This window comes from Erwinia sp. AC075, assembly GCF_979253995.1.
Window position 1 is genome coordinate 4,718,671 of the sequence record NZ_CEEDEU010000001.1, and the last position, 26,765, is coordinate 4,745,435.

25 protein-coding genes are annotated in these 26,765 nt (G+C 57.0%); 18 read left to right on the top strand and 7 right to left on the bottom strand.

Annotation, left to right across the window (positions count from 1 at the left end):
- Positions 1-141 precede the first annotated feature (141 nt).
- Positions 142-2,037: a penicillin-binding protein 2 gene (mrdA, locus tag AC0IXH_RS21930; protein WP_053144706.1), complete on the bottom strand. Its 1,896-nt coding sequence runs from the start codon at positions 2,035-2,037 to the stop codon at positions 142-144.
- A gap of 167 nt (positions 2,038-2,204) precedes the next feature.
- Entirely contained in the window at positions 2,205-2,717 is a 513-nt protein-coding gene (locus AC0IXH_RS21935; protein ID WP_206403519.1) for an SRPBCC domain-containing protein, read from the bottom strand.
- Positions 2,718-2,854: 137 nt separating this feature from the next.
- Here AC0IXH_RS21935 and AC0IXH_RS21940 point away from each other — a divergent pair, with 137 nt between their 5' ends.
- On the top strand, positions 2,855-3,748 hold the full coding sequence (locus AC0IXH_RS21940; protein WP_013203772.1) for a LysR family transcriptional regulator: 894 nt from the start codon (positions 2,855-2,857) through the stop codon (positions 3,746-3,748).
- Between the two features lie 163 nt (positions 3,749-3,911).
- Positions 3,912-5,012 (top strand): NADH:flavin oxidoreductase/NADH oxidase, encoded by a 1,101-nt coding sequence (locus AC0IXH_RS21945; RefSeq protein WP_134822722.1) that lies wholly within the window; start codon positions 3,912-3,914, stop codon positions 5,010-5,012.
- Between the two features lie 95 nt (positions 5,013-5,107).
- Here AC0IXH_RS21945 and AC0IXH_RS21950 read toward each other — a convergent pair whose 3' ends face one another.
- From AC0IXH_RS21950 to AC0IXH_RS21960, 3 genes are all read right to left on the bottom strand, one after another.
- Entirely contained in the window at positions 5,108-5,371 is a 264-nt protein-coding gene (locus tag AC0IXH_RS21950; protein ID WP_346595795.1) for a hypothetical protein, read from the bottom strand.
- A gap of 558 nt (positions 5,372-5,929) precedes the next feature.
- Positions 5,930-6,271, bottom strand: a complete 342-nt coding sequence (locus tag AC0IXH_RS21955; RefSeq protein ID WP_134822720.1) for a hypothetical protein — start codon at positions 6,269-6,271, stop codon at positions 5,930-5,932.
- A gap of 104 nt (positions 6,272-6,375) precedes the next feature.
- On the bottom strand, positions 6,376-7,296 hold the full coding sequence (locus tag AC0IXH_RS21960) for a DMT family transporter (protein ID WP_471721171.1): 921 nt from the start codon (positions 7,294-7,296) through the stop codon (positions 6,376-6,378).
- A gap of 259 nt (positions 7,297-7,555) precedes the next feature.
- Between AC0IXH_RS21960 and AC0IXH_RS21965 the strand changes: the two genes are divergently transcribed.
- From AC0IXH_RS21965 to AC0IXH_RS21975, 3 genes are read left to right on the top strand one after another with little or no spacing between them, the layout of a single operon-like run.
- Complete coding sequence (locus AC0IXH_RS21965) at positions 7,556-8,395, top strand: ABC transporter substrate-binding protein (protein WP_013203764.1); 840 nt, start codon at positions 7,556-7,558, stop codon at positions 8,393-8,395.
- Between the two features lie 9 nt (positions 8,396-8,404).
- Positions 8,405-9,109, top strand: coding sequence for a 5-oxoprolinase subunit PxpB (gene pxpB / locus AC0IXH_RS21970; protein ID WP_471721172.1), 705 nt, complete (start codon positions 8,405-8,407; stop codon positions 9,107-9,109).
- A complete protein-coding gene (locus tag AC0IXH_RS21975) occupies positions 9,106-10,092 on the top strand; it encodes a 5-oxoprolinase subunit C family protein (protein ID WP_346567121.1) in 987 nt (328 codons plus the stop codon). Before pxpB ends, AC0IXH_RS21975 begins: the two co-directional genes overlap by 4 nt.
- A 59-nt stretch (positions 10,093-10,151) precedes the next feature.
- Here AC0IXH_RS21975 and AC0IXH_RS21980 read toward each other — a convergent pair whose 3' ends face one another.
- Positions 10,152-11,354 (bottom strand): pyridoxal phosphate-dependent aminotransferase, encoded by a 1,203-nt coding sequence (locus AC0IXH_RS21980; RefSeq protein WP_471721173.1) that lies wholly within the window; start codon positions 11,352-11,354, stop codon positions 10,152-10,154.
- Positions 11,355-11,707: 353 nt separating this feature from the next.
- Here AC0IXH_RS21980 and nac point away from each other — a divergent pair, with 353 nt between their 5' ends.
- The 13 genes from nac (at position 11,708) to AC0IXH_RS22045 (ending at position 25,883) form a co-directional block, all read left to right on the top strand.
- A complete protein-coding gene (gene nac, locus AC0IXH_RS21985) occupies positions 11,708-12,631 on the top strand; it encodes a nitrogen assimilation transcriptional regulator NAC (protein ID WP_013203760.1) in 924 nt (307 codons plus the stop codon).
- Between the two features lie 103 nt (positions 12,632-12,734).
- Entirely contained in the window at positions 12,735-13,166 is a 432-nt protein-coding gene (locus AC0IXH_RS21990) for an acetyl-CoA carboxylase biotin carboxyl carrier protein (RefSeq protein WP_471721008.1), read from the top strand.
- Positions 13,163-13,960, top strand: a complete 798-nt coding sequence (locus tag AC0IXH_RS21995; RefSeq protein WP_134822716.1) for a LamB/YcsF family protein — start codon at positions 13,163-13,165, stop codon at positions 13,958-13,960. The genes AC0IXH_RS21990 and AC0IXH_RS21995 overlap by 4 nt, the downstream gene beginning before the upstream one ends.
- Positions 13,961-14,077: 117 nt before the next feature.
- Entirely contained in the window at positions 14,078-14,830 is a 753-nt protein-coding gene (locus AC0IXH_RS22000; protein ID WP_471721009.1) for an SDR family oxidoreductase, read from the top strand.
- Positions 14,831-14,856: 26 nt separating this feature from the next.
- Positions 14,857-15,552, top strand: coding sequence for an amino acid ABC transporter permease (locus tag AC0IXH_RS22005; protein ID WP_013203756.1), 696 nt, complete (start codon positions 14,857-14,859; stop codon positions 15,550-15,552).
- Positions 15,553-15,556: 4 nt separating this feature from the next.
- Complete coding sequence (locus AC0IXH_RS22010; RefSeq protein ID WP_013203755.1) at positions 15,557-16,306, top strand: amino acid ABC transporter permease; 750 nt, start codon at positions 15,557-15,559, stop codon at positions 16,304-16,306.
- Positions 16,307-16,319: 13 nt separating this feature from the next.
- Positions 16,320-17,057: an amino acid ABC transporter ATP-binding protein gene (locus tag AC0IXH_RS22015; protein WP_013203754.1), complete on the top strand. Its 738-nt coding sequence runs from the start codon at positions 16,320-16,322 to the stop codon at positions 17,055-17,057.
- 180 nt (positions 17,058-17,237) lie between these two features.
- Positions 17,238-18,326 (top strand): ABC transporter substrate-binding protein, encoded by a 1,089-nt coding sequence (locus AC0IXH_RS22020; protein WP_471721010.1) that lies wholly within the window; start codon positions 17,238-17,240, stop codon positions 18,324-18,326.
- A gap of 84 nt (positions 18,327-18,410) precedes the next feature.
- Entirely contained in the window at positions 18,411-20,180 is a 1,770-nt protein-coding gene (locus AC0IXH_RS22025; RefSeq protein WP_013203752.1) for an ABC transporter permease, read from the top strand.
- A complete protein-coding gene (locus AC0IXH_RS22030; protein WP_013203751.1) occupies positions 20,173-21,243 on the top strand; it encodes an ABC transporter ATP-binding protein in 1,071 nt (356 codons plus the stop codon). Before AC0IXH_RS22025 ends, AC0IXH_RS22030 begins: the two co-directional genes overlap by 8 nt.
- A 912-nt stretch (positions 21,244-22,155) precedes the next feature.
- A complete protein-coding gene (locus AC0IXH_RS22035) occupies positions 22,156-22,440 on the top strand; it encodes a hypothetical protein (protein ID WP_471721011.1) in 285 nt (94 codons plus the stop codon).
- Positions 22,368-25,355, top strand: coding sequence for an autotransporter outer membrane beta-barrel domain-containing protein (locus AC0IXH_RS22040; protein WP_471721012.1), 2,988 nt, complete (start codon positions 22,368-22,370; stop codon positions 25,353-25,355). Before AC0IXH_RS22035 ends, AC0IXH_RS22040 begins: the two co-directional genes overlap by 73 nt.
- 75 nt (positions 25,356-25,430) lie before the next feature.
- Positions 25,431-25,883 (top strand): CaiF/GrlA family transcriptional regulator, encoded by a 453-nt coding sequence (locus AC0IXH_RS22045; protein WP_471721013.1) that lies wholly within the window; start codon positions 25,431-25,433, stop codon positions 25,881-25,883.
- A 182-nt stretch (positions 25,884-26,065) separates the two neighbouring features.
- Here AC0IXH_RS22045 and AC0IXH_RS22050 read toward each other — a convergent pair whose 3' ends face one another.
- Entirely contained in the window at positions 26,066-26,758 is a 693-nt protein-coding gene (locus AC0IXH_RS22050; protein WP_105760159.1) for an amino acid ABC transporter permease, read from the bottom strand.
- Between the last annotated feature and the right edge of the window lie 7 nt (positions 26,759-26,765).

Here is a 26,765-nt window from a genome sequence, read left to right on the forward strand (position 1 = left end):
GAAGATAAGACATTACCTCATTGTCGTTTATCGGCAAGGGGTAACGCCTTCTTTAACGAAGATTTTATGTCTGAATGTTTTCTGGAAACTACCGGAATATATCGCCCCACCAGCAAACGCGCTGGCAGGGCAGTAAACGGCTTATTGGGCGGTAAAGTTGCTGGTCGGATCGGCGGTGACCGGCATCGGGGCCACGTCTGGTGGCAGGAAGATGTGGTCGAGAATATTCCTCGCCAGCGGCGCGGCAGTCACGCCGTTGACACCACCGTTTTCGAGGATGATCGCCATCGACACTTTCGGGTCGTTAAACGGCGCAAAGGCGGTATAGAAGATATGATCGCGCAGACGGATCGGGATCATTTTGGCGTTATACACCTGGTTTTGCCGCAGGCCGAACACCTGCGAGGTCCCACTCTTCGCCGCAATGCCGTAGGGCGCGGTGTGGAAGTATTTATAGCCGGTGCCGTTGGGCGCATTGGCCATGCCGAACATGGCGTGGCGCACCAGGCTCCAGTAAGGCGATTTGGCATCGCCAATCTGCTGCTCCGGCAGGGTTTGTTTCCACGGGGTGATGCTCTTGCCCTGTTTGGCTTCATACAGCAGGTGCGGCTGTATCACCCGACCGTTGTTGATCAGCGTATCCAGCGCTTTCACCATCTGGATCGGGGTGGCAATCCAGTAACCCTGGCCGATGCCGACCGCGACGGTATCACCCTGATACCAGCCCTTTTTATGCACCTTCTGCTTCCACTCGCGGCTTGGCAGCAGGCCGCTGTACTCTTCATTGAGATCGATGCCGCTCGGTTTGCCGTAGCCAAACTGGCTGAGCATGGTATGAATGCGGTCGATGCCCATCATAAAGGCCACCTGATAGAAGAAGGTATCCGCCGACTCCTCGATGGCGCGGGTGACATCCAGCGTGCCGTGGCCGCTTTTTTTCCAGTCGCGATACTTACGATCGGTGCCCGGCAGCGTCCAGGTCGGTGCGCCGAAGAAGGTGGTTTGCGGCGTAATGACGTGGGTCAGCAGCGCGGACATCGCCATATACGGTTTTACCGTTGACGCAGGTGGATACAAACCTTGCGTCACGCGGTTAATCAGCGGCAGGTCTTTGTTCGCTAACAGTTCTTTATAGGCTTTGTAGCTGATGCCCTTCACAAACGGATTGGGATCGTAGCTCGGGCTGGAAACCATCGCCAGCACCTGGCCATCTTTCGGGTTCTCGATCAGCACCGCCGCACGCTGACCGACCAGCTGCGTTTCGACATACTGCTGAAGATGCAGGTCCAGCGTTAAGTAGAGGTTTTTACCCGCTACCGGCGGCACTTCTTTCAGCACGCGGATCACCCGACCGTGGTTATCCACCTCCACTTCCTGATAACCGGTTTTTCCGTGCAGCACCGACTCATAATAGCCTTCGATACCCTGCTTACCGATGTTGTGGTCGGCGGCATAGTTCTCGCCAACCCCTTCTTTATCAAGACGTTTGTAATCGTTGTCGTTTATTTTCGACACGTAGCCGATTACGTGCGCCAGGTCCGGCCCATAGGGATACTGTCGGTCTTCGTAGCTGCTGACGTTAACGCCGGTAAAGCGGTACTGGTTCACCGAGAAGCGGGCGACTTCTTCATCAGACAGCTCGGTTTTCAGCACCACCGGTTTATAACGGCTACCGGCATGTAGCGCGCGGGTAAAGGTATCGATATCGTCAGGCGACAGGTCGACAATCGGCGTCAGTTCGGTCAGCAGCGCCTTCATGTCCTGGATTTTATAGGGAATGATTTCAATGTCATGCCAGGTGACGTTTCTGACCAGCGGGATGCCATTGCGATCGAAAATGATCCCTCGCGTTGGGGCGATAGGGATCATTTTGATGTCATTTTGATTGGAGCGGGTCTGGTAATACTGATTCTGCTCAATTTGCAGGTGGTACAGATTGACCACCAGCGTAATAAACCCTGCCACTACTATCCCAAAGGCGACTAAGGCCCTGCGAACAAAAAGCTTTTCTTCTTCTTCAAAATTTCTGAATTTCATTAACCGGCAATCGCATTATTTTTAGTCGTTTTCTGGTCTCATGATAGAGATTACCGGCCAAATCACGACACGAAAGATGCATATGCGGGCACTAAAGTGTGACATTTGTTGAAGATGTTACAGAAAAGACATCTTAGCTAAGGCAAACTTTAGCGCCATGTTGCTGTTTATTGGGCTTTTTGCGCGGCTGATGCCAGTCCGTCGATCCATTCCTGATGCGCATTCAGCATCGGGTTAGGGCGGGTTTGCGCCAGTTCCTGCGCGGGTTTCCCGATCTGCGTTTCCTGGGTCAGGATGCGCACGCGGTTGCCCGGCAGATCCTCAAACAGCCAGGCATGATGCACATCCAGACGCGAATCCGCGTCGCCTTCCACCCAGCCATGCCACGCAATGCGCGCCGCTTCACCGGCCACCGGCGGCACGTATTCCGTCACTTCCGCTTCAACCGGGAAGCCAAAGGTGGTGAAGCGAAAGCGTGCACCGGCGCGTAATTCCGGGCCAGAGGCATCGTGAAAACGGATATCATCGGCATTGCTGTAATAACTGGCCCACAGCGCGGTGTTATTCAACTGCGCCCAGACCTGAGCCGCAGTAATGCCGGCGACGATAATTTCATTGGACACGCTGTTATCGGTGGTGCCTGGCAGATAGCCTTCAGGCCAGATGATGGCGTTAAGCATGGGAAATTCCTGTGTTCAGTGGTGAGAGAGTCACCCGCTGGCGTCGCAACGTTTCTGCCTGCAGCGAGTGGATAACCCACAGCATGCGTGTCAGACTGACATAAATCTAATCACCGTTTTTTATTTTGGTTATCACCATGGCTGATATCAGAACGCTGGATCTGAACCTGTTAAAAGCCTTCTCCGCCCTGCTGGAGGAGCGCAACGTCACCCGCGCCGCCCGTCGTCTGTCGCTGACGCAACCGGCGGTCAGCGGCATGCTGGCACGACTGCGCGAGAGCTTTAACGATCCGCTGTTTGTCCGCGCGCCGCACGGCATCGTGCCGACGCCGCGTGCGCTGGAACTGGCGGAGCCGGTGGCAAAAATCCTGCGGGATATCGACGGGATGCTGCAGCCCGCGGCATTCGATCCTGCGCAAAGCGAGATGCAGCTGACGATCGCCTCGACGGACTATGCGCTGCGGGCGGTGGTGGTGCCGTTTCTCGCCCGGTTGCGCACGCTGGCGCCTGGGCTACAGATCGCCGTCAGGCCGGTGGAAAACCGCCAGTTGCAGCAGCAGCTTGAACGCGGGGAAATCGATCTGGCTATCGTCACGCCGGAGAGCACGCCGCCAGAGCTGCACGCGCGTCGGCTGTTCGATGAAGAGTATGTCTGTATGCTGCGGGAGGGACATCCGGCGGCGGCGAAAAAGCTGACCTTAACGCGCTTTTGCGCGCTGGATCATGCGCTGGTTTCCTACGAAGGCGAGATGTTTTCCGGCGTGACCGACAGTGCGTTGCTGGCGTTGGGGCTGAAGCGCAAGGTGACGCTGTCGGTCACCAGTTTTCTGGTGCTGCCGGAAATCCTGCGCGACAGCGATCTGATTGCGGTGGTGCCAAAACGGCTGGCGGTGAATACCCACGGGCTGACGCTGCTGGCGCCGCCGCTGGCGATCCCCGGTTTTACCAAAACCGTCGCCTGGCATGAACGCACCCATACGTCGGCCGGGCATCGCTGGATACGGCAGCAGCTGTTCGACACCTTCTCCTGAGTCCGCACGAGGAAATGCGAATAAAGACCAAGCATTGCCGGAAAAAGGGATTGTTTACCGCGCGCAACGCCGCCGATGGCATTTGGTGCTACAGGTCGCAGTGCCATTGGGCGTTATGGTATCCCGCTATTTTCTGCGTTTGTTTTCGACTACTGAGGTTTCTATGCCAGGGCTATTTTCCCCGTTTGAATTGAAAGACGTAACGTTACGTAACCGTATTGCCGTGCCGCCAATGTGCCAGTACAGCGCTGTTGATGGCGTCAGTAATGACTGGCACCGCGTGCACTACAACAGCCTGGCGCGCGGTGGTGCGGGGCTGGTGATTGTGGAAGCCACGGCCGTTTCGCCAGAAGGCCGCATCACCCCGGGCTGTTTAGGTCTGTGGAATGACGAGCAGGCGGAAAAGCTGGCGCAGATTGCCCGCGAAATCAAAGCGGCCGGTGCCATCCCTGGCATCCAGATTGGTCATGCCGGACGTAAAGCCAGCGCCAACCTGCCGTGGGAAGGTGACGATCATATCGTTAAAACCGATCCGCGCAGCTGGGAGACCCTTTCCCCGTCCGCCGTGGCCTTTGGCAGCAACCTGCCGCAGGTCCCGCAGGAAATGACGCTGGCCGATATTGCCCGCGTGCGCAACGACTTTGCCGACGCCACCCGCCGCGCGCGTGAGGCCGGTTTTGAATGGCTGGAGCTGCATTTTGCCCATGGCTATCTGGCGCAGAGCTTCTTCTCGGTTCACGCCAACCAGCGTCAGGATCAGTACGGCGGCAATGCCGAAAATCGCGGGCGCTTCCTGCTGGAAACGCTGGATGCCGTGCGTCACCAGTGGCCGGAAAATCTGCCGCTGACCGCCCGTTTCGGCGTGATTGAGTACGATGGCCGCGATGAAGAGACGCTGAGCGAAGCCATCGACCTGACCAAAAAGTTCCGCGCTAACGGCCTGGATCTGCTGAGCGTCAGCGTCGGCTTCTCCACGCCGGACTCAAACATTCCGTGGGGACCGGCTTTCCTGGCCCCGGTTGCGGCCCGCGTGAAGCGCGAAGCGAACATTGCCGTGGCGTCCGCCTGGGGCATTGACGCGCCGCTTATTGCCAATCAAACCATTGAGAAAGGCGAGCTGGATCTGGTGATGGTCGGCAAGGCGCATCTGGCCAACCCGAACTGGACGTACCAGGCCGCACGCGACCTGAAGAAAGAGCAGGCGTCCTGGGTGCTGCCCGCACCGTATGCGCACTGGCTGGATCGCTACCGCGTCAGTCAGTAACGCCTTACGGGCAGGCGATTTCCCGCCTGCCCGTGTTCAGACCCAAACCGGTGACATCGCCCTGATGAAACCGGCCCGTATTGACCTTAGGCGTGTTATTTTCCCGAATGTTGCCGCGCGTGCATCTTGTCGGGCAGCGGCTTGTTCGCCTCATTTTGCGGGCGACAACAGATGAAACAGGCTTTGACCTGCTGCCCTACGCGCATTTTGGCCACGGTCATGGCCTGAGAGGCATCGTACAGGCTGCCAATAAAGTGCAGCGTCTCCTTTCTGGGCAGGGAAGGACATCCCGCCCGATGCAGCATGTGAAAATCAGATTTATCTTTTTGCTGTGTCACATAATAATATTCGGCAGGCATTTTATCGCCTCCTTCATAAAAGGGTCTGAATGACATGTGAGTTATTTTTAGTGGCTATTGTTTAACTGACATTCTATATCGCGCAGCCCGCCTGGCCGGATTTTACAGATTATGCCCTGACTGCGTGGTTAAGCCTGGGTAATCATTTCGCCTTATTCTGATTTGACTTGCTGATATTTCATTCATACCCACAGCGCGCGGCCTGCCGCAACATATCAGGCGTAAGCTACTGAAGTGTGGCACTAATAAAGAAATCTCCGGTATGGCAGTGGCGGGTTTTTTCTGATTACTGCAAGACGGGGTAACTGAATTACAAGGAATTAACCGCAATGCACGCAGAATAATTACGCCCAGCGGTTATTAATGATTTGGCGATCTTATTGAATAAATAGTCGGCTTTATCCTGGATGCCCAAAAACATCACTGTTTATTGCTATTGATACTATTCCTGAGACGCGGTCTTAATGCAGTAGGACTTTAATACTAATAAATTATATTTATGTCTCTGAAATAAAAATGACAGGCCAGAGATATTGGCCTGTCACTTAACCTCAACGATTACGGCCTGGCGGCGGGCAGCATCACCGCCAGACAATTATCCAGACCTTTGCGGGTATCAGCCTGCTGTGCCGGGCTCAGCGCGTAGTAACGCTGGCTGGCACCCTGCGCCGAATGGCGATCGAATTCCACCTTATCAAAGGCATAGGAGGCGTTTTCATTGACGATCACCGTCTGCAACTTCGCCATAAATTCATCCGGATTTTTCGGCTGGCCGATGTCGTTAATCATCACGCAGGCCGCCGCATAGTAGTGCGGATTCTGTGGGTGAGGCTTCAGCGCGAGGTAAAGACCAATGGCGATAACGACGAGGATCAGGATGGCGAGCAGTTTGGTTTTCATGGCGATCGGTTCTGGCTGTAAAAATTTGCGCAGAGCTTAACGTGTGACCTGGCGCGCTGCCAGTAAAACCTGTGCGCGGAGCGGTAAATGTCGGCACGGCGAACTCAGGTCAGGGTGCGGATCATCCTCAGCTTGCGCTTGCGCCTTTCGCTCCAGACGGTGAAGATCCCCGCCGAGGCGACAATCACCGCGCCAAAAATCGTCGACGACCCCGGCAGGCTGTTAAGAAACAGATAGCCAATCAGCATCGACCACACCAGCGTGGTGTAATCAAACGGCGCCAGCAGCGAGGCGTCGGCATAGCGCAGGCTGAGGGTGACCAGAATTTGCGCCATGCCGCCGAAAAAGCCGCAGCCCACCAACAGCAACAGCTGGGTGCTATCCGGCATCACCCAACCGAAAAACAGCGTCGACAGGCCAATCAGCATGGTCATCAACGAAAAATAAAACACAATCGCGCCGGGTTTTTCAATGCCGTTCAGAAAGCGGATCTGCACCAGCGACACCGCGGTGCACAGCGCGGCCATCAGCCCTAACAGAATGCCCAACCCGGCGGACAGGTTTAAGGCGTTACCGGCCAGTAACGAGCCGCCGTCGTTCAGATGGGCAGAGAGCATCACCAGAATGCCGGAGAAGCCGATGACCACCGCCAGCCAGCGATAGAGCTGAACGGTCTCTTTTAACAGTACCGCCGCCAGAATCACCGTGAACAGCGGCGCGGCGTAGCTGATGGCCGTGGCGTCGGCGAGTGACAGATAGACCAGCGCCATATAATTGAAATACATGCCGCCGGTGCCGGAAAAGCCGCGAATTAAATGGCCGAAGATATTCCGCGTTTTGATTTGCGGCAGAATATTGCCCTGCATTTTCAGCCAGATCAGCAGCGGAAACAGGGCGACGAACGAGCGGAAGAAAATGACTTCACCGGTCGGAATGGTGCCGCTCAGCCCTTTGACGCAGGCCAGCATTAATGTCGCGCAGAGGGCTGACAGTAATTTCAGCAACACACCCAGTTTGGAATTCATCATTACCTTCGCTTTTCATCGTGCAACCCGGTTCCCGCCACGGGGAAGTCCGTTTTACCTTAGAGCGTGCAGGCTATTTTCTGTCATATAAAATGCATATCCCCACACAGGGTTTCCCTCTTATACAAGGCAAAACGCGGCTTATATAGTCGGATCAGGGTGCCGAAAGCCGCCACCGTAAAAACGCTGCCAAACCCATTATTTTTGCTCATTCTGAGCCAGGGGACGAAAGTCATCGCTACCGACCAGGGAATTACTGATGAAACTGAAGCTACTGTCTTGTTCCGTACTTGCACTGCCATTAATGATGGCGTTTTCTTCCGCTAAGGCCGATGCCCTGTCCGATATCCAGGCGCGCGGTCAGCTGAACTGTGCCGTTTACTCAGACGTTCCTCCGTTTTCATCACCGGACCCGAAAACCCGCCAGCTGGTGGGAATGGATGTTGACCTTTGTACCGCGCTGGCACAGCAGATGGGGCTGAAGCTCAACCTGATGCCGACCTCGATTGAAGCCCGTATCGCGGTGATTGCCACCGGCCGTGCCGATGTGTTGATTGCCAACCTGGCGTACACCAAAACGCGCGGCAAGCAGATCCAGTTCAGCGACCCGTACTACGTGGCGAAAGAGATGCTGGTGGTGAAAAAGCCGGACGTCGACAAAACCAAAGCCGACTTTAAAGGTAAGCGCATCAGTGCCACCAAAGGCACCACTTCCGAGCAGTCAATCCATCTGGCGGGCGCCAAAGCGGTAACCTTCCAGGATGCGGCCTCGGCGTTCCTCGCGCTGGAGCAGAATAAAGCCGTCGGCTTTGTCACCAACACCATGACCGGCATCAAGATGATTACCCAGGCCGGCAAAGACGGCATCGAGCTGGGGATGATCAAAGAGCCAATGGCGCTGGAGCCGATTGGCATTGGCATGAAGCAGGGCGAGCCCGCGCTGCTGACCAAAGTGAATACCAGCCTGAAAGCGATGGACGATGACGGCACCATCGACAAAATCTGGGACAAATGGATTGGCCCCAACACCGACTACAAAATGGTGCGCGAAGAGAAGGTGCAGCCGCTGTCCAGCCTGAAATTCGAACCTCTGGAATAATCGATGACGATGCGGTTACGTGAGGCGCCTTCGAGCGCCTCTTTTCATCTGCACGGCCATGGCGACCGGGTGAAGATCTCGACCATCGGCAGCCGTGCGTGGCTGGTGGAAGCGCCGGGTGCCTTTGATTTGCCGGCGCAACGGCGGATCTGGTCGCTGGCGGCCTCGCTCAGCGACCGCCCGGACGTTGACTCGCTGATCCCCGGCGTCACCAATCTGCTGGTGGTGTTTGTGCAAACGCCGACCGATTACGACGCCACGCTGCGGATGCTCAGCGAGCTGTGGGACAAGGCCGAAGCGGTGGATCCTAACGGCAAGCTGATCGAAATCCCAGTGATTTACGGCGGCGAACATGCCACCGATCTTCAGGCCATCTGCCAGCACACCGGTTTAACGGCGGCGGAAGTGGTGCGTCGTCATGCCAACGGCCATTACACGGTATTTGCGCTGGGCAGCGCGCCGGGCTTTGGCTATCTGCACGGCCTCGATCCCTCGCTGGCCACGCCACGAAAAAAAGTCCCCTCGCTGCATATGCTGAAAGGCACGGTCACCATCGGCGGCGCGCAGGCGGGCGTCTCCGCGTTGACCGGGCCGAACGGCTGGAACGCGCTGGGGTTTGCGGAGCTTAACGTCTTCGATCCGCTGGCAGAAAATCCTGCGTTGATGGCACCGGGCGACAGCGTGCGCTTTATCCCTGCGAGGATTGAACTGTGATTGAAATTACTCAAACCGGCGCGCTCAATACCGTGCAGGATCTGGGGCGCAACGGCTACCGCCATATTGGCGTCTCGGTCAGCGGGGTGATGGATCCACTGGCGTTACGGGCCGGCAATATCCTGCTGGGCAATGACGAAAACGCCGCCTGCATTGAGGTGCAGATGTTCCCGTTCCGCGTGCGCTTTCTGGCCGATACCAGCATCGTGCTGACCGGCGCAGACTGCCGTGCGCAGCTTGATGGCGTTGACCTGCCGCCGTGGTGGGGATGCGCGGTGCGCGCCGGGCAGGAGCTGGAGTGCCGCTTTCCACGGCAGGGCGCGCGCAGCTATCTGTGCGTCGCGGGCGGCATTGATGTGCCGCTGGTGATGGGCTCGCGCAGCACCGCGCTGCGTGGCAATTTCGGCGGTCATCAAGGCCGACCGTTGCAGAAGGGCGATCGGCTGCCGCAGGGCGAGACGCTTTCACTGGCGTTGCCGGCCGCCGGAATGGGTATTGAGCCGCCTGCGGTCGCCATGGCGCACGCGTTTCCAACCAGCGCCAGCGGCGTGGTGCAGCTGCGTGCGATTCCGGCCGGAGAATACGCGCTGTTCGCCGCCGATCATGCACGCTTCTGGCAGCAGAGCTGGAAGGTATCGATGCAGAGTAACCGCACCGGCTATCGTCTGGCGGGCGAACCGATCCTGCCGGAAAAAGTGGTGGAAATGCGATCTTACGGGCTGGTGCCGGGCATTGTGCAGGTGCCGCCAGCGGGTGAACCGATTATTCAGCTCAGTGATGCCAATACCGCCGGAGGCTATCCGAAAGTGGCCGGGATCATTGAAGAGGATTTGTGGCGTCTGGCGCAGGTTCAGCCCGGCCAGTTTATCCAGCTGGTGAAGAGTGATGCGCAGGAAGCGATTCAGGTGGCCGCAGAGATCGCCCGCTGGCTGACGCGCCTGCGCGATTCCTGCCTGCCGATGAAACGCGTCGTTGGGCTGTAAGCGACAAAAAAAGCGGGCAACCCCAACAGGTTGCCCGCTTTTTTATTGCTGCTCAGCGCTTAACGCATGCCTTCGCAGAAGGCGGCCAGCCGGTTGCAGCCATCCTGCAGCACGTCCATGCTGGTGGCATAAGAGAGGCGGAAATAGGGGCTCATGCCATAGGCGGCACCCTGAACGGTGACCACATGCTGCTCTTCGATCAACGCCAGCACAAAGTCGGCATCGTTGCTGATGGTGCGGCCGCCGGCGGTGGTTTTGCCGATAAACGCGGCGATATTGACGAACAGATAGAACGCGCCCTGCGGCTTATGGCAGCGTAATCCGTCAATGGCGGTCAGACGCTCCAGCACGTAATCACGGCGCTGGCGGTAGATTGCCGCCCGCTCTTTCAGCAGATCCTGCGGGCCTTCCAGCACCGCCACCGCCGCCGCCTGGGTCAGGGTGGTGACGCCGCCGCTGTTCTGGGTATTGACGTTGCTCATGGCGTTAATCAGCGCCTGCGGGCCGCCGCAGAATCCCAGCCGCCAGCCGGTCATCGAGTAGGCTTTCGAGACGCCATTCACCGTCAGCACCCGGTCAAACAGCGCAGGCACCACTTCGGCGAGCGTACAGAAGGTCACGTCGTCGTAGATCAGATGTTCATAGATATCATCGGTCATGATCCAGATCTGCGGATATCGCAGCATCACCTCGCCGATTGCCTGTAACTCCTGGCGCGTGGCGACGGAACCGGTCGGGTTGCTGGGGTAATTGAGCAGCAGCCATTTGGTTTTGTCGGTGATCGCCGCGTCCAGATCGGCCGGATAGCGCTTAAAGCCGTTCTCCTGCGGACAGGCCACCGGCACCGGCGTGCCGCCCGCGAACTTAACGATATCGGCGTAGCTGATCCACGACGGCGACGGGATGATCACCTCGTCGCCGGGATTGATGGTGGCCAGCATGGCGTTAAAGATGATCTGCTTGGCGCCACCGGCGGTGAGGATCTGGCTCAGGGCATAGTGCAGGTGATTATCCCGCTGGAATTTTTTCTGGATGGCGGTGCGCAGCGCGGGGGTGCCGTCGGTCGGCGGATAGCGGGTATCGCCACCCAGCGCGGCGGCATAGGCGGCTTCGATGGCGTGCAGCGGCGTCGGGAAATCAGGCTCGCCGGTCGACAGCGCCACAACATGCACGCCTCCGGCCGCCAGATCGCGGGCTTTCTGGGTCATGGCGACGGACGCAGAGACGGAGACGTTCTTTAAACGGTCGGCAATATCAGGCATGGCGCTTGGGTTCCAATAGTAGGGCCAGAACGATCGCCATGCGTGTGGCCTGGCCATCTGGCTGAAAAGGGGAGCGGACCCAAGCAGGGTAATAATGAATGGCGCAGCCAGGCCAATAGCGCTTTGTTGTGGTGACATAACACAAAACAATAATAGCCCGCCGCGCGGTAGCCTTATGCACTGGTATGGTGCGTAACGGCCTGCACGGCCGAAAATCGGTGCGATGGCCGGAACCCGAACGCGACGCTTCAGGCGGTAACGGTCGGATAAACCGCACAATTTGTGCATTCAGCCCGTGCCTGGCATCAATTTTGCTTATATCAGACTCTGTTTCGCATTTTGAGGACGCGGTGATGAATCTCCGTCGGCTGAAGTACTTTATTAAAATTGTCGATGTCGGCAGCCTGACCCAGGCGGCTGACATTCTGCATATTGCTCAACCTGCGCTGAGCCAGCAGCTGGCGACGCTGGAAGGGGAAGTTAATCAGCAGCTGTTGATCCGCACCAAGCGCGGCGTGACGCCTACCGAGGCCGGCAAAACGCTGTATGTCCACGCGCAAACCATTCTGCGGCAGTGCGAGCAGGCACAAAGCGCCATCGACGGTTCCGGCCTGGCGCTCTCCGGCAGCGTGTCGGTTGGCCTGGCGCCGGGCACCGCGGCGCAGCAGCTGGCGTTACCGCTGATGGAAGAGGTGCATCGCCAGTTCCCCGGCATCATTCTCTACTTCAATGAAAACTTCGGCACCACACTCAGCGAGCTGATCATGAATGGCCGGATGGATATGGCGGTGATCTACGGCAACCGCGAAATTCACGGGCTGCGCTTTATGCCGCTGATTAAGGAAGACCTCTATTTCGTCTGCCCGCACAGCCTGGCAAAACCAGCGAAAACCGTCAGCCTTGCGGACGTCGCTAACGCCGAACTGTTCCTGCCGCGCATTTATAACATCATGCGCAAGGTGATCGATGAGGCCTTTATTCATCAGGGGCTGGCCTACCGCGTGAAGTGTGAAATCGAGTCGCAGACCACGCTGAATGCCGCGCTGGCGGCGGGCCTCGGCTGCACGGTGATGCCGGAATCGGCCGCCCGCGCGATGTTAAAAGCCTCCGATGCGTGGATGGCGAAGATTGAACAGCCGGATATCCAGGTCTCGCTGTCGTTCTGCATGTCCGATCACCTGCCGCTGTCGCAGCCGGCGGAAGCGGTGAAAGGCATTCTGCTGTCGCTGATGGCTAACCGCACGGTGGACAACCGTCCGCTGACGCTGGTGGGGTAATAAGTCTCCCTTATTACCGTAAAGCGAAACGCTCTTACCAGGCGCCGGGACGGCCACGCTACAGTGATCCCACGGTTTAGTCAGTCTTCCCGGCGGGATGGAAATGGAAAACAGAACACTAGCACTCCGCGATATCCGTCAGATCGCCCACAAGATGCGGGCGTCTGGCCTCAGCAGCATTGAACTCACCGACGGCCATTATCGCCTGCGGCTGAAAACGTCACCGCGGCCTGTGCCCCAGCCCTCTGCGGCGGTGCCTGCGCCTGTAGCCACGCCACAAAAAACCGAATCCCTGTGCGCGCCGATGCCTGGCGTGGTGCTGTTGCAGCATCCTTTAGCCGATCGGCCTTATATCACGCCCGGCGCGCTGGCGGAAAAAGACGCGCTGCTGGGATTGCTGAAGGTCGGGCCGGTCTATCTGCCGCTGCGCAGCCCGGTAAAGGGCGTGGTGGCGTCGGTGGCGATTGCTCAGGGCGAATGCGTGGAGTACGGCGAGCCGATCTTCACGCTGCTTCCCGCTGAGGAGGCCGCATGAAATATCTCGATTTAAATGCCGACATCGGTGAAGGCTTCGGCGATTACCAGATTGCCGATGATGCCACGCTGATGCCGTTAATCACCTCCGCCAATGTGGCCTGCGGTTTTCATGCCGGCGACGCGGCGATCATGGCGCGCACGGTGGCGCTGGCGAAACAACACGGGGTAGATTTGGGCGCGCACGTTGGCTTCCCGGACCTGCTGGGCTTTGGCCGCCGCCGGATGCAGATTGAGCCGGAAGTGATGGCCCATTACGTCACCTATCAACTCGGGGCGCTGGCGGCCTTTGCCGCAGCGGCGCGCTATCCGCTGACGCATATGAGCTTTCACGGCGCGCTCGGCAACATGGTTTCCGAAGACGAGGCGCTGGCGCGAACGCTGCTGCAGGCGGTGAAAACCTTCGATGCCAATATGATCATCAGCACCATGCCGGGCAATGCGGTCGATCGCATGGCGCAGGCGCTGGCGCTGCCGGTGGTCTGTACCTTTCTCGCCGATCGCGCTTACGAAAGCGATGGCCTGCTGGTCAGCCGCAGCAAGCCCGGGGCGGTGATCCACGATAAAGACCAGGTGCGCAGCCGCGTGCGTCAGCTGCTGCTGGACGGCACGGTGCAAAGCATTGATGGCGTCACGCTGCCGGTGAATGCCAGCTCGATTCTGGTTCATGGCGACACGCCGGAATCCATCGCCATGGTGCACACGCTGCGGGAACTGCTGGCCGAATTAGCCATCCCGCTGCTGTCGCCTTCCCGGCAATTACGTCAGCACAGCGCGGAGAACCCGGCGTTATAAGTCCCCCTTATTGCCTCACACCGTTTATGTCTTATGCCGGTTGGGGATTACTGGATACAGTCAGATTTATTGCTAAACCCGGCGAAATGGTTGGCCGGGAACGACAGGAGAGGCGAGATGCCATTTTCAGATTATAAGATCGCGCTGGTGACCGGCGCTTCCGCCGGAATGGGTGAAGCCATTGTGGAACGTCTGTGCCAGGAAGGGATCACCGTCCATGCCGTGGCCCGCCGCGCAGAGCAGCTGACGGCGCTGGCGGCCCGCACCGGCTGTATTCCCCACGCGTTAGACGTGGCCGATTTAGACGGCATCATCCGTCTGTGTAACGAGCTGGAAGTGGATATCCTGGTCAATAACGCCGGCGTGTCCCGTCCGGGGTCGATTCTGGATGCCGACGAAGAGGGCATTGATACCCAGGTGGACGTCAACCTGCGTGCGGTGCTGCACCTGTGCCGTCTGCTGGTGCCGGGCATGATGAAGCGTGACCGTGGCCATGTGATCAACATTACCTCGATTGCTGCCATCTATAACTTTAACGGCAACTCGATTTACCACGCCACCAAAGCGGGCGTGCATGCCCTGTCGCGTCAGCTGCGGGTTGATTGCTACGGCAAGCGCGTGCGCGTCACCGAAATCTGCCCGGGCCGCGTCGCCACCGAGATCTTCGGCAACGTTCTGGGCGATCAGGAAGAAGCGCGCCGCCGCTTTATCGACGGTTTCGAACTGCCGCAGGCGAAGGACATTGCCGACTGCGTTGCCTTTGCGCTGTCGGCTCCGGTGGCCGTCAATATCGGCAACATTGAAATTACGCCAACGCTGCAGGTGCCGGGTGGACTCTCCACCATGCGTCCCGGCGACCGCGCTGAATAACAGCTTTCACGAGGGGTGAACAGACGATGACACTTGATTTCAGTGCCGTCCTGACCGGCCAGTTTGGGCAGATGATCGTCGACGGCACGCTGGTCACCCTCAAGCTGGCGCTGGGGTCGTGGCTGCTGGCAATGGCCCTGGCGTTGCTGCTGGTGGTGATCCGCTTAACCAATAAACGCCTGGCGGTCTTTCTGGTCTCGGCGTATGTCTCCTATCACCGCAACGTGCCGACGCTGATCCAGCTGATGATGTGGTATTTCGCCATCCCGACGCTGCTGCCGGAGTCGGTGCAGATGTGGGTCAATGATTTCAACGCCGAATTCCTGTTCTCGATGTGCGCGCTGGGCCTGTGCCAGGCGGCCTATTTCTCCGAGGATATTCGCAGCGGCCTGCGCGCCATTCCTGACGGGCAAAACGAAGCCTCACGCGCGCTGGGCATGAGTTACGTGCGCTCAATGCGTTCGGTGATCCTGCCGCAGGCGATCCGCAATGCGCTGCCGTCGCTGCTTAACCACACCGTGCTGCTGTTTAAAAATACCAGCCTGGCGATGGTGATTGGCGTGGCCGAACTGACCTACGTCACCCGTGATATCGAGAACCAGACCTTCCGGACCTTCGAAGCCTACCTGGTGGCCTCCGTGGGCTATCTGTTCTTCTCACTGCTGTTGATGGCCGCGGGGGCGTTACTGGCTCGTCGCTTCCAGCGGGCTTACGCGAGGTAATCCGATGTCTGATTTCTTCACCATTCTGCACGATAACGGCATGCTGCTGCTGATGGGCCAGTATCCCAACGGCCCGCTCGGCGGCGTTCTCTGCACCTTATTGATCTCGGTACTGGCGGTGCTGCTGGCTTTCCCGATTGGCGTGTTGCTGGGCCTGGCGCGGATTTCTCCGTGGCGCTGGTTTAGCTGGCCCGCCGCCTGCTGGGTGTACGTGCTGCGCGGCATCCCGCTGTTGATGGTGGTGTTCTGGACCTACTTCTGCGTGCCGTTGCTGATTGGCCATAACATCAGCGGCTTTGCCACCATGCTGTGTACGCTGGTGATTTACGAGAGCGCCTATATCGCTGAAATCGTGCGTGGCGGCATTCAGGCGTTGCCGGGCGGCCAGTATGAAGCCTCCCGCGCGCTGGGGATGAGCTATCTGAAAACCCTGCGGGTGGTGATTTTGCCGCAGGCGCTGTACAACGCGCTGCCCAGCCTGGTCAGCCAGCTGGTGTCGATTATCAAAGACAGCACGCTGGGTTACGTGATTAACGTGCCGGAGCTGACCTATGCGGCCAACCAGGTGAATAACCAGCTGCTGACCAAACCTTTCCAGGTGTTTGCGATTGTGGCTATCAGCTATTACCTGATCTGCTTCAGCCTGACCTGGCTGGCCAACAAACTGGAAGAGCGCATTGCGCGCAAACGCCGCAATGTGACGCCCGATGCCGTGCAGACCGCGCAGGTCCTGCTTCTGACCAAGACTGACTGATAAAGGAAGGCAAATGAGACCCATGATATTGTTCAATCAGGTCAACAAGTGGTACGGCGAGTATCAGGCCCTGACCGATCTGAGTGCAGAAATTCAAAGCGGCGAAGTGGTGGTGGTGTGCGGCCCGTCCGGCTCCGGCAAATCGACGCTGATCCGCACGGTAAACCGCCTGGAGCCGATTGAGCAGGGCCAGATCCTGTTTGACGGCACCGATATTCACGGCACCAGCACCCGGCTGAATCAGCTGCGCACGCGGATTGGTTTTGTCTTCCAGAACTTCAATCTGTTCCCGCACGTTTCGGTGCTGGAGAACATCATGATGTCGCCAATGAAAGTGCTGGGCGTTAAGCGGTCTGAAGCCAAACGCCACGCCGGCGAACTGCTGGAAAGGGTCGGGCTGTCGCATAAGGCCAATGCCTATCCGGCGCAGCTCTCCGGCGGTCAACAGCAGCGGGTGGCGATTGCCCGCGCGCTGGCGATGAAGCCGCCGGTGATGCTGTTCGATGAGCCGACCTCCGCGCTGGATCCCGAAATGGTCGGCGAAGTGCTGAACGTGATGCGCGGCCTGGCGCAGGAGGGCATGACCATGATGTGCGTGACCCACGAGATGAACTTTGCCCGCGAAGTGGCCGACACCATCTGGTTTATGGATCAGGGCAAAATCCTGGAGAAAGCCAACCCGGAGCGCTTCTTCAGCAATCCGCAACACGAGCGCGCGAAGCGTTTCCTCAGCGATTTACGCCAGCACTGATCCCTCTGCTTTCGCCCTGCCTGCCTCCGCAGTGCAGGGCTGACTTCCCCGCCTTTAGGTCGTAAAACCGCCCCGAACCTCACAAAACCGAAAGATAAGCCGCCATGTTGATTGCACCTCGCCGCGCAAGGGCTATATGTTGGGATAAGGTTTTCCAAATGTAACCATGAGGTTAAATTTATGTCCGTAAAGTTGAGTGCGATGATGGTTTCCCTGGCAGCAGCCTGTGCTTCTCCGGTGTTCGCCGATCTGCCACAGGGCTATCCGGCGGATTACCAGAAGCTGGTCGAGGGCGGAGTGAAAGAGGGCAAAGTGGTGATCTATTCCACCACCGATACCAAGGCGGCCGCACCGCTGATCAAAGGGTTTGAGGCCACTTATCCCGGCATCAAAGTCGAATACAACGATATGAACAGCACCGAGCTCTATAACCGCTATATCAGCGAGCAGGCGTCCGGCGGCACCAGCGGTGACGTGGTCTGGAGCTCATCGATGGATACCGGCCTGAAGCTGGCCACCGACTATGCGGCGGAATATGCCTCGCCGGAAATCAGCAAGATCCCCAAATGGGCGGTCTGGCAGCAAAAAGCCTATGGCACCACCTACGAACCGGTGGTGTTTATCTACAACAAACGGCTGATCCCGCAGGGCGACGTGCCGGATTCCCATGTGGCACTGGCGAAACTGATCGCCAGCCAGACCGACAAATTTAAGAAGAAAGTCACCACCTACGACATCGAAAAATCGGGCCTCGGTTTTATGCTTTCCGTGCAGGACAGCAAGGCCGATGCGAACTATTTCAAAACCCTGGGCGACGTGGCGAAAGGCGGGATGGCGGTGCAGTCATCCACCGGCACCATGATGGAAAGGGTCTCGTCTGGCGAAAACCTGATTGGCTTTAACATCCTTGGCTCCTACGCCGAAGCGCGCGCCAAAGGGGATCCGTCGTTAGGCATTTCCTACCCGAAAGATTACACGCTGGTGCTTTCCCGCGTCTCCTTTATCAGCAAGGAAGCGGCGAACGCCAACGCCGCCAAACTCTGGCTGGATTATGTGCTGTCGGAAAAAGGACAAACCATTCTGGCCAGCCAGGCCGACATTCCCTCACTGCGTAACGATATTGAAGGCACCAACGATATCGACGGCATGACCAAACGACTGGGCAACGCGCTGAAGCCGATCCCGGTGGACGAATCGCTGCTGGAATACCTGCAGCCGAAAAAACGCCTTGAGTACATCAAACAGTGGCGCGAAGCCGCGGCGAAATAAGGCTCCTGTCCAGGCGCGCGCTGTGCTGGCGCGCCTGCGTTTCCCCGTCCGGCCAGTCTTAGCCGACCAACCAAGGGATGACTGATGATAGCATTGCGCAGAAAGTGGCAGGGCCTGCCGCGCAGCATCGTGGTACTGATAACCGCGCTGGTTATCTATGTGCCGCTGCTGTTTATTGTGGTTCAGAGCTTCCTCTCGGCCCCGTTCTTTTCCCCTTCGAAAGTGTTCAGCCTCGAATCCTTCGGGTTTATCTTTACCGATCCCGATTTTTATAAGGCGCTGAAATCCGGCTTTATTCTGGCATTCGGCCTGGTGATTATTGCCATTCCGTTAGGCGGCATCCTCGCCTTTCTGATGGTGCGAACCGATCTGCCCGGCCGGCGGCTGATTGAACCGCTGATCCTGGTGCCGATTTTCGTCTCGCCGATGGTACTGGGATTCGGCTATGTGGTGGCGGCCGGGCCGGTCGGCTTCTTCTCGCTGTGGGCGGAAAAGCTGATTGGCTTTGTGCCGTGGAATATCTACTCGATGCCGAGCATCGTGGTGATCGCCGGGTTGACCCACGTGCCGCATGCCTATCTGTATATCTCCTCGGCGCTGAGAAGCGTCGGTTCGGACGTGGAAGAAGCGGCGCGCATTGCCGGTGCTTCGCCGTTGCAGGTGATGACCGCGGTCAGCTTGCCGATGGTGCGACCTTCGATCCTCTACGCCAGCGTGCTGCTGTTCTTCCTCGGGCTCGAGGTGTTTGGCCTGATGCTGGTGCTGGGCGATCCGGAAGGCAATATGGTGCTGGCGACCTATCTTTATCAGCTGACCAACAAGCTGGGCACGCCGTCGTACCATCTGATGGCGGCGGTGGCGGTGGTGCTGATCTGCATTACCATTCCACTGGTGATGCTGCAACGGCGGCTGATGCGCACCGCGAACCGCTTTGTGACGCTGAAGGGCAAGGCATCGCAGGCCCGCGCGCTGCCGCTGGGAAAATGGCGCTGGGTGGCCGGTGCGGTGGTGGCGGCATGGCTGACCATCACCATTGGTGTGCCGCTGCTGGGCGTGGTGCTGCGCGCATTTATCTCCAACTGGGGCGTCGGCGTGTCGATCTGGGATGAGCTGTCGATCGGTACCTTCCGCACCATCTGGCAGCAGCCGAACCTGCTACGCGCCATCGTCAACTCGATGGCAATCGGCGTGTTCGGCGGCGCGCTGGCGGTGGCCTGCTACCTGTTTATCGGCATTGCCATGCACCGTAAGCCGGATAACGTCACGCGCTTTCTCGACTACAGCGTGCTGGTGCCGCGCGCGGTGCCGGGCCTGCTGGCCGGTCTGGCGTTTCTGTGGGTGTTCCTGTTCCTGCCGATGTGGCTGGATCAGTCGCTGAAGCATGGCTGGCTTTCGGCGTTGCCGATGGCGGAATGGCTGCGTGAACACTTTATCGTCTGGCTGAGGTCACTGCGCAGCACCATCTTCAGCGTCTGGCTGGCCTATACCGTGGTGTGGATGGCGTATGGCCTGCGGCTGATCTCGTCGACGCTGTTGCAGGTCGGGCCGGAGCTGGAGGAAGCCGCGCGCAGCACCGGTGCGTCCCGCGCGCAGATCACCCGCCACGTCACCATCCCGCTGGCACGCTACGGGCTGATCGGCTCCTGGCTGCTGATGTTCCTGATTTTCGAGCGCGAATATTCCACCGGCGTCTATCTGCTCTCGCCAGGCACCGAAACCATTGGCTCGATGCTGGTGTCGCTGTGGGCGGCGGGCGCGATCGATATCGTTGCGGCGCTCTCCTTTATCAATATCCTGCTGGTGGTGATTGGCCTTGGTGTCGCCCTGCGCTTTGGAGTGAAATTACATGATTGAGCTATCCGTAGAAAATCTGCATCTGACCTATGGCGACAATCCGGTGCTGAAAGGTGTCTCAATGCAGCTGAAAAAGGGCGAGGTGGTGTCGCTACTGGGCCCTTCCGGCAGCGGAAAAACCACGCTGCTGCGTGCGGTCGCCGGGCTGGAGAAACCGACGCAGGGCAACATTGTTATTGGCGACAAAACCGTTTATGCCGGCAATCCGCGCAGTGAGATCCCGGCGGAAGAACGCAATCTTGGGCTGGTGTTCCAGTCTTACGCGTTATGGCCACACAAGACGGTGTTTGAGAACGTCGCCTATCCGCTGAAGCTGCGCAAGGTCGCCTCGGCGGAGATTAAGCAGCGCGTGCAGTCGGTGCTGGAACAGCTGGGCCTCGGGCATCTGGGCCAGCGGCATCCGCACCAGCTGTCGGGCGGACAGCAGCAGCGCGTGGCGATTGGTCGTGCGCTGGTCTACAACCCGCCGGTGATTTTGCTGGATGAACCGCTGTCCAACCTGGATGCCAAGCTGCGTGAAGAGGCAAGGGTGTTTCTGCGTGAGCTGATCGTCAAGCTGGGGCTGTCGGCATTGATGGTCACCCACGATCAGAACGAAGCGATGGCCATTTCCGACCGCATTCTGTTGCTGAACAACGGCGTGATTGTACAACAGGGCACGCCGCAGGAGATGTACGGTTCGCCAGCCACGCTGTTCACCGCCGAGTTTATGGGCAGCAACAATCGCCTGCATGGCAAGGTGACGGAGGTCAGCGAGGGCAAAGCGCGGATTCAGGGCGTGGACTGGGCGTTATGGGGACGGGCAGCCGAAGGGGTGACCGTCGGACAGGATGCCACCGCGGTCATTCGCGTCGAGCGGGTACGCCTGACCGACGGCCCGGAGGAGAATGCGCTGGCCTTGCCATTGCTGACCAGCATGTACCTGGGCGATCGCTGGGAATACCTGTTCCGCACCGCGGGCGATGACTTTGTGATCCGCGCCTACGGCACAGAACTGCGCGACCCGGCGCACTGTCATCTGTCACTGCCGGCCGCGCACGTGTGGATTTTCCCGAAAGGCTAATCAGATCGGGGGCGACACTCGCCCCCGGTTTTCCCCGCGACAATTTCTTCCCGTCACCCAGACTTTCAAATGCGGCAGACGCCGCAATCAGCGTGGTATTTCCCGTCGCAGTGATGGCCGTTGGTCACAACCTGTTTAATCTGACCTTCACGTTAATGGAATGCGTAACAGGTGGCTTTGTTTAGACGGTCAGATGCTGTGTCAGTCAGGACAGGTGATTCATCCTGTTCTGAAGTCAGATTAAACGGATGAGGGTATAGAGTTAATTATTTTCTGAGGCGTTCGCTATTTAATTTTTTTAGTGTTAAATCGTCTTTTTTTAATTTTATCTCGCCAGCGGAAGGGATGCGGCGGTTTATTTTTAAAAGCTGTTCTGTGCTTATAAGGAAAAATATTATTGAGGTCATTTCTTTGCTTGAGAATATTCTTAGTGGCACCGATCGGTTATGCCGATGAATCGCCAATCCTATGCCGATTTAACTGTTAAGAATAATCTTGCATTATGGCGATTAATCAGCTCATGGGAAAGTTAAAGTAATTATTTGTCATTATTTGTCATTTGAAAGGATTATTTAATTTAAGCGCCACAAAACCAATTAATTCATCAAATACAATGATTTAAGTTTGTATGGTAATAAGTTACTTAGATCATTACGATAAAAAATATTTGTTTTACAGCTTTTATCTGCAATTCACATACTCGCCACGATATTTACTGCTGGCTGTAATAACGTCACGTAAATAACGAAAGGCCAAATCAAGATTTACCCCTAACAGGCCATATGTCATGGATGTTTTTTCGGAGTTAATAAATTGTGGACTGCGTGCCTTAATTGTTTAACTGCTGAAGGAATGCAGGGTTTATTTTGATAACCCTTTGTGCGTCTTTATATGTTAAAAGGAATTTCAGTAATGAAAAAATGCAGCTTCAGTCTGAGCGCTGTCGCATTATCCGTTTTATTTAGTCTTGGCGCTACCACGCTGACGGCTAATGCAGCCGCGATTGCTGTGCCGGATGTTAGCGCGCTGAGTAAAGATGGTAATGGACAGTATACTGGTGGCGGTGCGGTCTTTATTGGTGGCTCTGATTTAACCTGGAGCAAAGATGTGACCGCCGGTACGGCGTGGCAGAAGATCAATATCCAAACGCCAGGCTTGATGCGCTGGTTCGCAGCAGCGGCTATCTGGATTATCTGAACAGTGCTTCGGGCGTGCTGGAGTTTGATGCTAACTATCTGATTGAAGAAGGTTATCAGCGCTCTGTCCACGGGCAGCGTCTGGCCAATTCCTTAACGGAACAGGGCTATTCACGACCAACCAACGTGGTGCAGGGACTGCGCATGGGGTCGGCGGATAATCGCTATGTTAAAACTCAGGCGGTCACCCTGTATCAGCGTGACGCCAGCGGAAATATCGAATACCAGAAAAATGCGGATGGCACTTACGTCGTTGATTCGCAAGGCCATCAGATCCCGCTGACCGTCAGCAAAACCATCGAGCTGGATCGCAATTCCGATGTGTACCTGCGCACGGCCGAGAATGTCGGTGGTGTGGTGGGTCTGCTGGATGCAGAAATTTACTCTAAGGTGAAAAGCTTCGCGGCGGATGTCACGGCTGCGGTCACTTCGACCGGCACCCTGCATGAAAATGGCTGGAACGGTCACGCGCGTGATGTGGTGAGCATCCGCAACAGCATTATCAATAATACTCTGACTGATGACGCGTATGTCGTCAGTCCCGCCGTTGAAAGTGAGTCCGGCACCATTGAGCAAGCCTACAGTGAGCGTCCGCACGCCGTCGGCCTGTCCCTCAGCCACACCGGTGCGACCTGGCAGACTGACAGTGCCGGCAATCAGATTGACAGCAGTACGCTGACCAATGTGGTGCCTGCCACCGCGAATATCGTGCTGGATCAGGTGCAGATCACCGCGCAAAACCTCGCTGCGGTCCGTCAGGATAACCACACCTCCACCAATCAGAACACCTACGATCAGCTGGCCGACAAGCTGTCTACCGCGGTGAATATCACCGGTTCAGGTCTGTTTGCCACCATCAACGAGTCAACCCTGAACGGCGGGGTGAATGCTGCGGGTACGTCGCTGGCCCTGTCGGGACATGCCAACCGTACCGATATCAGCAGTTCAACGCTGAATGGGGATGTCACGATCAAACATGACGGTAACATCCCGGTGATTACCGTCGCGGTGAAAAGAGACTCGGCTGGCAACTATACGGCGGTTGGAGCAAGCCTCGGCACCACTGACGCCTCCGTGCTGGATCGTAGCCACAATGGCACCACGCTGAATGTGGCTGGCAGCACCATTAACGGCGATATCACCGCAGGCGGCACCACCGGCTTTAGCGTGCAGCTGGTGGACGTGACCGATGCCAACTCACAGTCCAACATTGCGCCAACCGTGCATGCCACCGCGCAGTCAATTTATAACAACGTGGTCAGCAGTACGAATCAAACCGTGTTGGCTAATGCCAACAGTGCCTGGACACCCGTGACCGTTAATCTGGACCAGAGCGTGTTAAACGGTAAGGTCACCGGCACCACCACGCTGTTCAATCCTGTCGATTATGCTCATCAAAGCGCTGAGCGGGTGCTGACGTGGAACCCGGATCTGACCGTGAAAAACGGCTCGGTATGGAATGCCGCTGCGCGTTCTACCACTCAGGGAACGGAAGTCGCGGTCAGCAATCTGCATGACCTGAACCTGACCGCCTCAACGCTGAATCTGGTGAACCTGAACAGCCAAACGTCGACCCTGGGCGGTAAAAATCGCTCCCAGGACCTCAGCACCGCGCGCGTGGTGGTGCATAACAACCTGACGCAGGATAAAGACGTTAACGGCAACTACCTTGGCTCGCAGATTATTATTGGTGACAGTATTGTCGCTCCGCTGCTGGACCTGGGCGGCGAATATGCCTGGGGTTCTCTGCAGGTGAAAGGCAGCACTTCGGGTAATTATCTGCTGCATATCGCCAGCTCCGGCATTGAACCTTACGTTTACAACGACTATCTGGACGATGCTCAAAACAATGCAGAAGTTGGCCACAGCTTTGTAAACTACAAAGACGCCAACAGCGATGCGACCTTCACCGGTAAAACCGAGCTGGGTGTATACCAGTACATCGCGTCAGATGAGTATGACGACACCTTACCGGGCGAGCGTAATGTCTACTTCAAACGCAGCGGCAAGCTCTCCAACTCTGCTGCCACCGCACTGAGCATCCCGGCGGCTCAGGTCAACGTAGCAACCTTAGAATCTGATGCACTGGCTAAACATCTGAACGCTTCCCGTAAGTCTAACGATGACGGCGGCGTGTGGATTTCTTACTTCGGCGGTAAAAACGAACAGCGTGTATCTGCAGGTGCTGACTATGACCTGAAGACCAACGGCGTGATGCTGGGTGTGGATAACCGTTTCGACATTGAGAAAAACGGCAGCTGGCTGGCCGGTTTAGCCTTCAGCTCCGCGCGTTCTAACCTCAGCGTAATGAACAGCACGGGCGACCTGGATAGCTACGGTGCGCAGTTCTACCTGTCCCGTCGCTTTGAGAATGGCCTGTTTGTTGATACCCAGGGTCAGTTCGATCACTTCAGCAACAGTGCCTCGGTGCGGATGCTGGACGGTCGCAAAGCGCATGCGGAGTTCTCCGGCAACGGTTACGGCCTCGGCATGAAGGTGGGTTACACCTGGGAAGACAACGGACTGTTTGTTGAACCTTACGTGAAAGCCACCGGACGCGCGTTCGACGGTGCCCACTACACCCTGACCAACGGCATGGTCGTCAACGGGAATGATTATAAATCCCTGCAGGGTGAACTGGGTGCAGATGTCGGCTACACCTTCGAGATGGGCGCGGGTCACCTGAAGCCTTACCTGCATCTGGCTGGCATCAACGAGTTTGCTGACAACAACAAAACTCGGGTGAATAACGCCACGCTGAACAACAGCATTGATGGCGCAGCCATTCAGCTTGGCCTGGGTGCCGAAATGAAAGTGACCGACAACTTTGGGGGTTACGTCGCCTATGACTACACCAAAGGCCATGATTCTGAACGTCCATGGCAGACCACCGTCGGTGTGAACTACAGCTGGTAATTTTTGAATCATCGTCCCTGCCTTAGCTTATTTTGAGGCGGGGATTTTTTTCATCAGGGAAAGGAGGAACAGGATGTGGACGTAAAAGACAGAAGTACTAAGTCTCCGCTGCGTAAAGTCGTGGCGCAAAGCAACCATGACAGTGCACAAGTCCCAGAACTTCTGGAGGAGTATGCGGATAAACCTCTCTATCTGTTGATCGCGTTGTGGTGCCGGCATCAGAACAGCTGGATAGACCGACAACAAATCTCCGACGCTTTTGCTATTACCGAACGGCGGGCGACCTTTCAGATCTCCTACATTTTGCGGCACAAGGAGATGATTGAATGTCAGAGCAGAAAATCGCGGGGTGATGACACCGGGAGATTACGCTTACAAATCAAAGTGCAGGAGGTGGACTTAAACAGACCCGCGCGCAGGACGTATGCCGAAATGCGTGGGGAAGTTAAAAAACCGCAGAGAGCAGAAAAAGAACCCGTAAACGACTGGCGTTGGGTGTTGATGAGACAGCCGCCAGGATGCAAATGATGCCGTCTCACTGCGTACCCAGCAAGCAGGTAACCTTAGCCTGACATAATGCCGGGGCGTGAATTACAGCGTTTTTACTTTTTATACTACGCCATACCAGGGAAATTTTGCTTGTGAATTACACGTAAAAAACCAGCCCGCAGGCTGGTTTCAGGGGTGAAGAAGATCGCTTAATCTGTTCCTCAGGTGCGAACCCGCAGAGCAGCTTCAATTTTATCAGCGACCTTCGTCACGACGTAGGCAATCACCATATAGAACACCACGGCAATCAGGAACGCCTCAAGATAGTAGAAGTTCAGGGCGGCGGTCAGCTGAGCCTGGGCAAAGATATCGACCACTTCAATCGCGAAGGCCAGAGAAAGCGCCTTCATGATCACCATAAACGAGTTCGCCAAATCCGGGATGGCGGCAACGATAATTTGCGGAAACAACACCCGACGGAACAGTTGTCCATTGCTGTAACCCAGTGAATGCGCGGCATCGGACTGACCACTGTCAAAGGAGTTGAGCGCCCCTTTCACCACTTCGGCCTGGAACGCGGCAACACATGCGGTCAGGGCAATGATAATGATCGCCCAGTTCGGCATGGCATGCGCGTTGATTTCTACCCCAAGCAGTGAACTGATCGATTGCAGCGCCAGCGGCAAACCGTAATAGGCGAGGAAGATCACCACCACCATCGGGATGCCTTTGAAGGTGATTTTGTACACCACCACCAGTTGACGCAGCACCGGGATCTTTTTGTGTTCGATGAACGCCAGCAAGCCACCGAGCAGCGTCGAGATAATAAAGATGGTAACCGCCATCGCCAGCGTGACCGGCACGGCATCCATAATGCTCCAGAAGTCCGGCAGCAGCACATCAAGATCAAACATATTCTGA